Raw genomic sequence first — 12406 nt, 5'->3', positions numbered from 1 at the left:
TACAGGATTCAGAATTTCCACCCACCCCACCCCATGGGTGCGACAAAGAAAGAGCTCCCCGCCTGAGCAGGGAGTTCCCTCTTGGTGCACGATATTCTTGCTGTGATGGTGTTTCTTATCAGAAGGTTCCCGTGCGTTCGCCGACGAACTGGAAGAGCCCCATCCCCCACGCGAAAATGGGGACCATGGCGAGAACGACGACGATCTCCGTCCAGTTGAGCAACCTACGCAGAGAGGCTCTCGGGACATCCGTGAGACGGATACCGCTCAAGATTCCCACGGTCGCCCCCACCATCAGTACCGCCGGAGGCAGCCAGGGGCCAAGAACCTGGTATTGACCGATTGTGGCCACTCCCGCGGCACCGATTCCCAGAACCCCGGCCAACCGCAGGGGAAGGACGTGACGGATCCGGTCGAATACACGCGACCGGAGAAGGAGAAGAGCGGACATCAGAACGCAGAGCAGCAGGTCGGGGAGACCGTCCGCGTAATAGGCGAGGAGGAGCAGCACCATTCCGGCGCTCACACCCGCGCCGGTGATGATGCCCAGTAGAAGGCGGTCGCTGTTACCGAAGGTCTCCTCGAAGCGGTCGGTGGAGACCTGCCCGGACCGGCCCACCTCGTAGTCCAGGCCGGAGAGCCCGCCCATCACCATCGCGGTCCTGGGCAGCACGCCGACGCACAGCACCAGGGCCAGGGCCATCGCACGCGCGCCCTGGATCGGTTCCACGAAGATCCCGACGGTCACCAGGACACCCGCGGCCAGAGCGAGGACCCCGAGGCCCGCGATGTAGGCGAGCCCCGTCTTGTGCAGTGACCAGCCGACGATCGCCACCAGTAGTGCCCCGGAGAGAGCGAAGGCACCGGCGACCAAGGGGTCGGGGCCGCTCACCAGGCGCCCCCCGATCAGGGCGGTCGCGGCTCCCCAGAGACAGGCGGCGGAGAACAGTATGTGGGCCACCACCGGCAGTGGCCGACGTGCCGCGTACACCATGATCGCCAGGGTGAACGCGGTGCCGAGTGAGGCGGTCGCCAGGTAGAGAGGGGACGGTCGCAGCCACATCATCAGCGCGAGCATCAACAGGGGGCCGACCGCGGCGACGATCAGACCGAAGGAGAGCGTGACGGTGGAGTTCCAGATCCACGCGTGCTCGTCTACCTCGTCCTCGACCGCGCCTCGCACGTCGTCGACGTTCTGTGGGCGCTGGGGCGCGCTGTGCCTATTGAGCAGGAGCACGTCACCGTCGTAGACACCGGCGTTCTCCAGGGGTTCATCCCCGTGGATGGGCTCCCCGTCGGCGGTGCTGAGCGTCCAGGTCCCCGGTTCGGTGCTCTCGTCGTCCGGAACGCAGACCTCGATGATCCGAGGCATCAATGTCGCCACAGGGACCGTTCCGGGCAAGGCCAGGTCAGCCCATTTCTGCGGGCCGGTGACCGTGACTCGGCAGTATCCGCTCACACCAAGGGTTCCTTTGTTCTCGACTGAGGGTGACACTCCGACCTCGCGAAGGTCGGCCGTGAATAGGATGGTTCACGGCGTTCGCGAGATTATCCTGAGCCCCGAGCGTAGTCACCAGACACCAGAGCCCCCGACGGTGGACGGAAGAGAGAGAACTGTGGCGACCAGATCGGTCCCGCGGCCCGCCCGCAGCACCCCCAAGTCGCCAGGCGACAAACCCCTGGTCATAGCGACGCCGCCGCAGATGCCGGAGAACACTCCGGCCGGAAGCTCCGGCGCGATGATCATCATGCCCATCATCACGGGCTCGGGGTCGTTGCTGATGTCGATCACCATGGGTCATCGACCGCTCATGGCCGTCGCCGGTGTGATGATCATGGTGGCGAGCGTCATCGTCGGCATCATCATGTTCGTGTCCCAGTACAACGGACCGCGTAAACGCATCCGTGAACAACGGGAACGTTATGTCGATTATCTGGATCAACTTCGAGAGATCATTCGTGAGGTCGCCTCGACCCAGCGGGCGGACAACGCCTTCCGACATCCTCGACCGGAACTCCTGACGGAACCGTCCCGCTCGAGGGCTCGAAGATGGGAGCGAAGGGCGAGCGATCCGGACTTCCTCGAGGTGCGGGCCGGTGTCGGGACCCGCCCCCTGTCACGGAGACTGCAGCTCAAGGTCGACACCTCCAACCCGCTGGTGGTCTACGACCCCGTCTGTCAGGGTGCTGCGGAGCAGTTGATCGACCTGTACGCCGACGTCCCCGAGATGCCTCTCGTGATCCCGCTGCGTCAGCACGGTGTCATCTCGATCGTGGGGGACCGTACCGCGGGTCGTGGTCTGGCCCGAGCCCTCGTGGCACAGATGGCCACCTTCCATTCTCCCCACGACCTACGCGTGGGCGTCGTCCGCGACAAGAAGCTCCGAGCCCAATGGGAATGGCTCAAGTGGCTTCCCCACAACACTTTCGATGAGGCCAAGGACGGGCCGTTCCCGGCTCGGTTCGTCAGCGTGAACAGCATGCAGATGGCCGAGATGATGGCTGAGGAGATCGAAAGCCGCACCGTCGACCTGCAACGTCGTAGGAACAAGGCGCCCGGCCCCGGTACTCGGCGCCTGGTCGTCATCCTGGACGGAGAACACCAGTCGACGCTCTCGGGTCTCCAGGCCGAGCCCCCCGTCACCTCGCTCGCGGACCTCGGTATCCACGTGATCGCCTTGGTCGGTGACAAGCGCGAGGAACCGGAGGCGGTGGATCTGAGGCTGACGGTCTCGGCGGACGGAACCCTGACAGAGGACGTCGAGGACGCCGACGACTCCGAGAACGGAGATCGCACCCCTCTGGCGGGGCAGGCCGACAACGCCACGGTCGCACACCTGACCACGCTGTCCCGGACCCTTGCCCCGTACGGCATCTCGGTCAGCGACGCCGACGACGCCATGCACGAGACCGTCGGTCTTCCGGAGATCCTGGGCGTGCCGGACGTGGCCCAGTTGGACACCCGTAAGACGTGGAGACCCCGTAGCACCGGTGACTACCTGCGTGTCCCCATCGGTGTGGGTCCGCACGGCAACGTCGTGCTCTTGGACCTGAAGGAGTCGGCCTTCGGCGGTATGGGGCCGCACGGTCTCGTGGTCGGCGCGACCGGTTCGGGTAAGTCCGAGATGCTCAGGACGATGGTGGCGTCGTTGGTGATCAACCACGACCCGGATCACCTCGCCCTGCTCTTGGTGGACTTCAAGGGTGGCGCCACCTTCGCGGACACCGACCGGCTTCCGCACAGCGCGGGCCTGATCACCAACCTGGCCGACGACGACTCTCTCGTCATGCGGTTCCGCGAGGCGACCTTCGGTGAGCTGACGCGAAGGCAACAGGTGCTCAAGGAAGCGGGGAACCTGCCCAACCTGCACGCCTATGAGGCGGCCAGGGAGGAGAACCCCGACCTGAAGCCGCTCCCGCACCTGTTGATCATCATCGACGAGTTCTCCGAGCTCCTCACGGCCCACCCCGACTTCGCCGAGTTGTTCGTGGCGATCGGCCGTATCGGACGTTCCATCGGTGTACACCTGCTCTTGGCCACTCAACGCCTGGAGGCGGGCAAGATCCGGGGGCTGGAATCCCACCTGTCCTACCGAGTGGGTCTGCGTACCTTCTCCGAGGCCGAGAGCCGGGAGGCGATCGGTGTGGGCGACGCCTACCATCTGCCTCCAGAGCCGGGTTCGGGCTATCTCAAGGTGGACACCTCGGTGTTCGAGCGGTTCAAGGCCGCCATGGTCTCTCAGCCCTACGTCCCGCCGGACCCGGAGGAGGAGACCGAGGAGGACGTTCCGGTCCTCCCGCTCTTGTCCTTCAATGGGCTGGACAAGGCCATGGGGACCGACAGCTCTCTCATCGAGTCGCTGGTCCAGTCCATGCGGATCGACGCAAAGGAGGCGAAGAAGGAGGCCAAGGAAGAGTCCCGTACGACCCTCCAGGTGACCATCGATCGCATCGTCGCCTCCGGTGCCGAGCGTGTACGTCCCGTCTGGTTGCCCCCGTTGCCCGAGCTCCTCACCTTCGACACCGTGTTGGAGCACCTGGGCGAGGGGGACGGCCTGGACGAGGAAGGGGTCGAACCGGAACCGTCCGAGGTTCGCGCGGTCCTCGGTCTGACCGATATCCCCCGCGAGCAGAAGGTCGTCCCCACCGAGCTGGACTTCACCGGTGGTGAGGGCAACGTCATTCTTCTGGGCGGGCCCCAGTCCGGTAAGTCGACGCTGTTCAGGACCATGATCACGAGTTTGGCCTGGCGTTACCCGCCCGGCCGAGTGGCCGTGTACGCGATCGACTACGGAGGCGGCGCGCTGCAGGCGATGGAGGACCTGCCGCATGTCGCCGGTGTGGCCGGGCGGACCGACCCCGAGCGTGTGCAGCGGGTGCTGATCGACGTCAAGACCCAGCTGGACCGTCGTCAGCGCCTCTTCCGTAAACACCGCCTCGACTCTCCCGCAGCCCTCCGTCAGGCTCGCTCCGAGGGCAAGGTTCCCAGCGGCACCATCGGGGACATCTTCCTGTTGATCGACGGCTGGTCCGCGGTCCGGGAGGACTTCGAGGAGGCCGACGAGCTGCTGATGGACATCGCCACGCGGGGTCCTTCTCTCGGGATCCACTGTGTCCTGTCCGGAGCCTCGAACACACAGATCCGTTCCCGCCTCCAGGCCCTGTTCGGTGGTCGTCTGGAGCTGCGTCTGAGCGACCCCATGGACTCCGGTCTCAGCCGCAGGGTCGCGGAGACCCTGCCCAAGGACCAGCCCGGACGCGGTATGGGCGCGGACGAGCGTCACTTCCAGATCGCTCTTCCCCGTGTGGACGGGATCACCGACGCCGAAAGCGTCACCGATGGCATCCGGGATCTCATCGAACGGGTGAAGACGCGCTGGCCCCAGAAGGCCGTCCAGGGTGTCAAGACCCTGCCCGAGAAGGTCGAACTGGAACGCCTGCTCAGAGGCCATAAGATGAGTGCCCGCCGCAACGAGCTGGTCTTGGGGCTGGCCGAGAGCACCTTGAGCCCCGCGCGGACCAACCTGGCCAAGGACCCGCACCTGCTCGTCTTCGGTGACCCGAAGAGCGGCAAGAGCACCTTCGTCCGAGGAATGGTCAAACAGATCATCCAACGCTCACACGAAGAGGTGGGCGTGGTCATGGTCGACTTCCGGCGCAGCCATCTGGAGCTGGTGCCGCAGGACCACCTCCTCTCCTACTGCACCAACGTGGACCAGACCGCGGCCGTCGCCAAGAGTCTGGCCAAGGCCCTCAAGGAACGTCTGCCCGGCCCCGACGTCACCCCGAAGCAGTTGCGCGAGCGCAGCTGGTGGAAGGGGTTGGACCTGTACATCGTGGTCGACGACATGGACATGCTGGGGAGCAGGAACAATCCACTGGCCCCCCTGGCCCCCTATATCTCGCAGGGCGCCGATCTCGGTCTGCACCTCATCGTGGCCAGGCGTACCGGTGGCGCCGGGCGTGCCATGTTCGAAGCGGTGATGCAGGCTCTGAACGACATGGCCACCCCGGGCGTCCTCTTCTCCGGAGACCGGAGAGAGGGCCGGATCTCCAACGGCGTGGCCTCCAAGGAACTTCCACCCGGTCGTGCCCAGCTCTCCTTGCGGGGGCGCAGGCCGGAGCTCCTCCAGGCCGGATGGAGCGATCCGCCGGCCTGAGTCCGCTCGTGTGTTCACCCGGTTCGGGTGAACACACGAGCCCCTGGATTCCCATGGATCAGAACCATCCCGATGGGAAAGGCGTCCCAAAAGCGGACGGGCCCGTGCTCCGGCCCGGGCCGGTGACAACCGGCAGGGTCTCACTCACACCGTGTGGAGGAAGAGATGAGGTTCATTGACCTCGCGAGTACGAACTGGCTATCGTCCTCCACGTCCGGTAGTGAATGGCATCGGTTCGCGATGCCCTGCCCCTGTTCCAGGTAGCCGAATTCCCCACTTCCCTCGAAGGAAAGCGCATGAGCAGCGATCATCTCGATTTTTCAAACGTCAACGCCATGGGCGAGGGCAGCCAGGGCACCCTCGACCAGGCCGACAGCATGACGCAGGACATCCGTAACCTCATCGGTGACGTCGAGGGCATCCCGGAGGGTCTCCGCGGTCCCGAGGCCCCCTTCAGCGCTGCGGGCGCGAACCTCGTGGACGCCTTCTCCGGGCTGTTGACCTGGTGCCAGACCAACGGGATGAACCTGGGCGAGGCTCAGAACGAACTGAACCGTCTCACCTCCGAGGCCGAAGAGACCTACAGCGCCGCCGCCGCCGAGATCGACCCCCTGGCCCGCGGCGTCAACCGCTGATCCGTTTCAGCGAGAAAAGACTTTTCAGGAAAAGAGAAAGGCGATCATGTCGGATCAGCACTACAGCCGGATCAGCACCATGGAGAACACCTCCATGGACCTGTCCGACACCAACGGACGTTTCCAGAACATCATGGACGCCCTGATGACCACGGCCAACTCCACCTTCGGGGCCTGGGAGGGCGCGGGTCGCGAAACCGCGATGACCGAGAACGAAGAGTTCCAGACCAAGTACGAAGAAGTTCAGCAGGCGTTCCAGAACCTCATCAGCTCCAACGACGAGGTCATCGACAAGATGTCGTACCTGCACAAAAACCTTGAAACGATCTTCACCCGGTAAACTCGAAATCGATGTCCACCGCAGCCACCTCCCCGACACCTCCGCCCGACCCTGATCCTCAGCTCCCGGAGGCATTCCACTACACGCCCGACGAGGAGAAGTACGTCCTCCAGGCGGACGCTCTCCGGCATCGGCAGTTGAGGTCGGCGATGCTCTACGGCTCCAGTCGCTACTGGCGCCGTCGGCAACGGGTGTGGCCGGCGGTGATCGGCGGTCTCATCATCACCGCTCTGGTCTGCGGGGTCATCGCCCTGATCGGGGCCTTCGAGCGGCAGCAGGAGGTCAACGAACAACGCGGGATCGGGCAGTTCCGACAGCAGTCGGCCCCGGTCTCGGTGTTCGAAGCCCCCCTGCTGCCGGATCGGGTCTGACGTTCGTCGGACCCCTCTCACCTCTCCACCACGAACAGGGGGTCGATCTCTCGTGTCCGACTCCGCGCCCGGCCCTTCCTGGGCCCCCGGGTACGACACCTCGGACGTCCTGAAGCAGGGACGTCGTGCCGTGATCGTGCGCGCGACCCGCGCCACCAGCGGCGCCGACGTCGTGCTCAAGGTGCTGGCCGCCGACGCGGGGCGCAACGAGCTCGACCGTCTGCGCACGCTCGGCGGGGTCTCCGGTGTCGTTCCGCTCTTGGACGCGGGGACGACCGCCGCGGGCGACATGTTCGTGGTCCTGCCCCACTACCCCGATGGTTCCTTCGCCGACATGCTCTCCCGGGTGGGCCCCGCGCCGATCCAGGAGGCGGCGGCGGTCGCCAGGAGCATCTCCGTGGCGTTGGGGGCCATGCACGCCCGAGGGTTGACGCACAACGACGTCACCCCGGGCAACGTCCTGCGGGCCGGTCGGACCCCGGTGCTGACCGGGTTCGGTTTCGTGATGCCCGTGGGGCAGGCCTTCTCGCCGCCGGAGGCCTCCGAGGAGGTGTTCCTGCACTCGTCCCCGGAGGCTCTGCGGGGCGAGGCACGGACGCCGGCGTCCGACGTCTATCAGCTCGCCTCGACGATCTGGACGATGTTGACGGGGCAGGCGCCCTTCTCGTCCACCGACGGCGGCCCCTTCGATCCGCACGCCTACGCGAATCGGGTGTTGGGCGAGGCCCCTCGTCCGATCGGTCGTCAGGACGTCTCGCGGAAGCTGCGCGGGGTCTTGACCCGTGCGCTGGCCAAGCGTCCGGAGGAACGTTACGCGAACGCGGCAGAGTTCAGCGCCGCCTTCGAGCAGGCCCGCACCTCGCGACCGGCCACCACCATGTCCGGATCGAACACCCCGATCACCGGAGGGAACGCCCCGCTCTCCGGCCCGAACGAGCCCGTGCGGGATCCGTCCGGTGGCCACCCTCCCCTGTCGGGACCGAACGCGGCGTTCTCGGGGCCGAACACCCCCCTGTCCGGCCCGAACACGGCGTTCTCCGGACCCAACCCTCCCCTCTCCGGCCCGAACGCCTCTCTGAACCATCCGACCGGTGGGCACGCTCCTCAGGGTGGTGCCACCGGTGGCCACGCGGCCTTCTCCGGGCCCCATCCGTCCCTGTCCGGGTCGACCGGGGGGAACGCCCCGATCACCGGAGGGAACGCCTCCTTCGGCCCGGGAACCGGTGCGTCCGCCACCGGTGGGCACGCCCCGTTCTCCGGTCCGAACCCGGCCTTCGGCGGCCCCGAGGCTCCGTCCTTCGGAGAGCACCGGGGCCCGGCGGAGCCCGTGCACCAGGAGCGTCCTCAAGAGCCCGCGAGCGGACCTCAGAGGCCCTTCCAGGCCCCCGAGCGCCCCGCAGCACCACCGCCCGTCGAGGAGCCGCCAGCCGGAGCCTGGTTCCCGCCCGACCCCCCGAAGCCCGAAGAGCGGAGCCTGCGCTCCGAGACCCCGGCCCGCCTCCAGACCTCCACGAGTCTCCGTTTCCCGAACCGTCCGCTCCCCACCCCGGAGGAGCGTGAGCGGCACGGGGCCGTACCCGAGCGAGAGTCGCCCAACACCACGGCCGAGATCGCGATGGCGCGTCTTCGGGGCGAGGAGATCTCCCCGCGTGTGGCCTGGGCCCGCTTGGAGGGCTGGACCGGTGGCGCCGAGGACTCCCGGCTGCCGGTGGACGAGGTCGTGGAGGAGAAGTGGGAGGGGTCGGATCCCGTCTGGGACGCCCCCGACCCGGCCTCCGGAAGACAGCCGCGTTGGCGGGAACACCTGCACATCGCGGTGACGGTCTGCGGCATCCTCCTGGTCACCTCGGTGGCCAGCGCGTTCGCGGCGACCTCCTCTTCCGGACCTGTGGTCGCGGCGGCGGAGGAGGACGAGGAGACGGAGGCCGCCGAAGGGGCCGAGGGCGAGGAGGCCGAGGCCCCCGCGGTCACGGCCGAGCCCTCGCCGCTCCCGTCGGTGGATCCGCCCACCGACGTCGCGTTGGACGACACGCTCAGCGGGGTCACCCTCACCTGGACCGATCGCACCGGTGGCACGGGGTCGTACTTCGTGCTCGGCGGGCAGCAGGGGCACGATCTGATGACCCTGGCCAGAACCGGACCCGGCGCGGTGACGGCGCAGGTGAACACCGAGAACACGGTCGCCGAGTACTGCTTCGTCGTGGTGGCGGTCGAGGGCGGATCGGCACCCGCCGACGAGGTGTGCACCTCGCGCGCGGCCGAACGCGCCGAGGCCGAGCGTCGGGCCGAGGAGGAGGCCGCCGCCGAGGCGGAGGAAGAGGAAGCGGAGGAGGAAGAGGAGGAGGACGCCCAGCCGTCGGACGCACCCTCTCCGAGCAGCGAAGACTGAGTTCGGCCCCGCTCCGGTGACGTCCGCCGGATAACGTGAGGAACCGGGAGAACCGTCGCATGACATCGGTGATCCCATGTCTCGGACAGGTTCCTCAGCCCCCTCTCCCCCGAAAGGCGACCCCATGCGGCGTTCCCTCGCTCTGGCCTCGGCCGTGTGTCTGCTCGCCGTGACCGCGTGTGATTCCTCCTCCGACTCCTCGGACGGCACCCCCGGCACGGTCGAGGAGCTCACCGAGGACGGGCTGGTCGGCCTGGCCCTGCTGCATCGAGGGTTCGAGGGCGGTGACCCGGAGACCGACCAGGTCCTGGTCTTCCACGACCCGGAGAGCGGCGCTCCGCTCCAGCGGATCGAGCTGCCCGACGGCGCGGTGGACCCGATGTCGCCCGACGTGCCCGTGTACGGACAGTTCTCGGAGGACTGGCAGTACTTCGCCTTCGCCACCCGTGAGCCCAACGCCGTGCACCTGGCGGTCCTGACCGATCCGGACGAGGCGGAGGACGACGAGGTGGAGGGGTTCTCCTACCAGCCGGTCGAGACGATCGCCTCCTCTCAGGGTGGGCTCGTGTCACGGCCGATGATCCACGGGGAGCGCCTCTGGTACGTCCTCGGCAACGGCGACGGCCAGCCGCCGCAGGTCATGTCGGTCCCCTTGGAGGCGCCCAACGGCACCCCCAACCAGGAGGGGAGTCTGGCGTTGGGCGAGGGGAACCGTCCCAGCGACTGGGCCCTCACCCCCGATGGGTCCCTGCACATCCGTAACAGCGTGCCGACCCAGCAGTTGACCGGCGGCGAGGGTTCGGCGGTGGTCAGGGCGACCAACGGCACCGTCGTCAACGCCACCCTGACGACCAATGGCGAGCAGTGGCAGACCTTCGACGGCACCGAGGTTTGGGGCGGCGGCGACGCGCTGCTGCGCCCCGACGGCAACGGTGAGGCGCCCGACGGGCTGTACCTGTTGTCGACGGAGGGGCAGGGCTACACCGCGACCCGCCTGTTGGAGGAGGAGCCCGGACCGGTCGTGCAGTACGCGCCGGCCGAGGAGCGTGACGCGGTTCTGCTCCAGACCGAGAACGCCTGGTTCCGGGTGGACCTGGGGGAGGAGGGCGCGGTCGAGGCCGAGGAGGTCTTCCCGCTCTACCAGGACGCCTCCATGGAGGGGTGGCCCCTGGTCGTGCGCTGGGCCCAGAACCCTCCGGGCGATCCGAGCGCCGAGCCCTCGGACGCCTCCGAGGACTGACCGGGGCCGTTTCCGGCCATCGGACACACCGGTGTCCTCCTTTCCCCACGCTCGCGGGAAACGGTTATAGCGTGAAATTCCATGGCCCATGCCCGGAGAGGACCCGGATCATGTCGAAGCAGGACCGTCCGCGCGGAACGATGGCCGCTCTGGACCGGCTGATCGAGAGCACCCGTGCGCTGGGAAGGGCGACGACGGTCTTCGGTGATCCGGTCACGTCCGGCGCGACCACCGTGGTGCCGGTGGCGCGGATCAGCGCGCTGACCCTGATGGGCGGCGGCACGGGACGGTTCGTCGTCTCGAACGGCGACGGCGCCGGCGGTACCGGCCTGGTGCGGGCCCGGCCTTCGGGGTTCCTGGTGGTCTCACCCGAGGGCGCCGCCTACCGGTCGATCCGGCAGCCGGTCACGAGGCTGGTCCTGCCGTTGGCGGCGATCGGCGCTCTGACCGCGGCCCGGATCGTCGGGGTCTCCCTGCGTGAGGCGCGTCGGCGCAAAGCCCTGGAATCCGCCCGTCGGGAGTCGGAATCGTGCTGCGGATCACCGGAGATGTGACCTGGGCCGTACCGTCGCGAAACGGCCTCCTGTAGCGTTACCGGGCTCGTGAGGCACGGTCGTACGGAGGTCGCCTCTTGTCCGGGGTCATCGTCGGTTTCGGGGTCATCGCCAGCATCGTGGCCATCGGGTACATGCTGGGCCGACTCTCCCTCCTCGGGCCGGGCGCCCGGGAGGTCCTCAGTCGGCTGGCGTTCTACGTGGCCAGCCCGGCTCTGTTGTTCACGATCCTGGCGCGGACGGACCTGTCGATCCTGCTCTCGCCGCCGGTCCTGGTGAGCGTGTTGAGCGTGGTGGTCGTGGCCCTGGCCTTCCTCGTGGTGGGCGTGATCCGCAGATGGGGTGTCGGCCGCACCACGGTGGGCGTCCTGGGCTCCTCCTACGTCAACGCGGGCAACCTCGGTATCCCGATCGCCTCCTACGTGCTCGGCGACGCCTCCCTGGTGGCGCCGATCCTGCTGTTCCAGCTGTTGGTCCTGGCACCCGTCTCGTTGACCGTTCTGGACCTGAACAACGGGAACGTGCGCGGGGTGTGGCCGGTGTTCCGCCGTTCCCTGGGCACCCCTGTGCGCAACCCGGTGGTGATCGCCTCCCTGGCCGGGGTGGCGGTATCGGCTTCGGGGTGGGTGCCGCCGGAACCGTTGATGGAACCCTTCGACCTGGTCGGCGGCATGGCGGTGCCGGCGATGCTGTTGGCCTTCGGGATCTCGCTGCACGGAAGCGCCATGCCCGGCAAGGGCGGCCCCGAGCAGGTCCCGGTCCTGTTGGCCGTCGCGTTGAAGTCGGTGGTCCAGCCGCTGGTCGCCTGGGTCCTGGGGGCTCTGGTGTTCGGTATGGAGGGCGCCGCGCTGTTCTCCGTGGTGGTCCTGGCCGCCCTGCCCACGGCCCAGAACGTGTTCAACTACGCCACCCAGTACCGGACGGGCGAGGTGCTGACACGAGAGGTGGTCCTGTTGACCACGCTGCTGACCGTCCCGGTCCTGTTCGCCGTCACCTTCCTGCTCGGCTGATCCGGCCCCTGAACGGAAGGCGGGCCCACGCGGCGTCGGTCGGCTCCGGGATCCGTCGATAAAAACGTCGGCCAAAGGTTGGTCATGGTCCGGTTGCGGGAATACCGACTTCGAGGGCCCGCCCCCACCCCCTTGGGGGACGGGCCCTTCCAACGTGGAAGGGGCCGGCACGTCGCGACGTGCCGGCCCCTCGTCCGTGGCTCTGGG

General features: G+C 67.7%; 9 protein-coding genes. 8 read left to right on the top strand and 1 reads right to left on the bottom strand.

From position 1 onward, the window contains the following. Nucleotides 1-118: 118 nt before the first annotated feature. Nucleotides 119-1459: a type VII secretion integral membrane protein EccD gene (gene eccD / locus TR33_RS18045; protein ID WP_042284331.1), complete on the bottom strand. Its 1341-nt coding sequence runs from the start codon at nucleotides 1457-1459 to the stop codon at nucleotides 119-121. A 280-nt stretch (nucleotides 1460-1739) separates the two neighbouring features. On the opposite strand from eccD, the gene TR33_RS18035 reads away from it, so the two are divergent. The 8 genes from TR33_RS18035 to TR33_RS18000 all read left to right on the top strand — a co-directional run bounded on the left by TR33_RS18035 (nucleotide 1740) and on the right by TR33_RS18000 (nucleotide 12199). After that, nucleotides 1740-5660 (top strand): type VII secretion protein EccC, encoded by a 3921-nt coding sequence (locus tag TR33_RS18035; protein ID WP_042284328.1) that lies wholly within the window; start codon nucleotides 1740-1742, stop codon nucleotides 5658-5660. Nucleotides 5661-5956: 296 nt separating this feature from the next. After that, nucleotides 5957-6295 (top strand): hypothetical protein, encoded by a 339-nt coding sequence (locus TR33_RS18030; RefSeq protein ID WP_159068798.1) that lies wholly within the window; start codon nucleotides 5957-5959, stop codon nucleotides 6293-6295. A 46-nt stretch (nucleotides 6296-6341) separates the two neighbouring features. After that, nucleotides 6342-6635 (top strand): WXG100 family type VII secretion target, encoded by a 294-nt coding sequence (locus TR33_RS18025; RefSeq protein WP_042284325.1) that lies wholly within the window; start codon nucleotides 6342-6344, stop codon nucleotides 6633-6635. 11 nt (nucleotides 6636-6646) lie between these two features. Next, nucleotides 6647-7006 carry a hypothetical protein gene (locus TR33_RS18020; RefSeq protein WP_042284323.1) on the top strand — a complete coding sequence of 120 codons (360 nt, stop codon included), beginning with the start codon at nucleotides 6647-6649 and terminating at the stop codon, nucleotides 7004-7006. Between the two features lie 52 nt (nucleotides 7007-7058). Beyond that, nucleotides 7059-9395 (top strand): serine/threonine protein kinase, encoded by a 2337-nt coding sequence (locus TR33_RS18015; RefSeq protein ID WP_042284321.1) that lies wholly within the window; start codon nucleotides 7059-7061, stop codon nucleotides 9393-9395. Between the two features lie 124 nt (nucleotides 9396-9519). Then, nucleotides 9520-10635 (top strand): hypothetical protein, encoded by a 1116-nt coding sequence (locus TR33_RS18010; protein ID WP_042284318.1) that lies wholly within the window; start codon nucleotides 9520-9522, stop codon nucleotides 10633-10635. A gap of 110 nt (nucleotides 10636-10745) precedes the next feature. Further along, nucleotides 10746-11189, top strand: coding sequence for a GerW family sporulation protein (locus TR33_RS18005; protein WP_014913479.1), 444 nt, complete (start codon nucleotides 10746-10748; stop codon nucleotides 11187-11189). 77 nt (nucleotides 11190-11266) lie between these two features. Continuing rightward, nucleotides 11267-12199 (top strand): AEC family transporter, encoded by a 933-nt coding sequence (locus tag TR33_RS18000; RefSeq protein ID WP_017533035.1) that lies wholly within the window; start codon nucleotides 11267-11269, stop codon nucleotides 12197-12199. The last annotated feature ends 207 nt before the right edge of the window (nucleotides 12200-12406 follow it).

This window comes from Nocardiopsis alba (assembly GCF_000710955.1).
Lineage (GTDB): Bacteria > Actinomycetota > Actinomycetes > Streptosporangiales > Streptosporangiaceae > Nocardiopsis > Nocardiopsis alba.
This window is presented reverse-complemented; position numbering and strand designations above follow the sequence as displayed.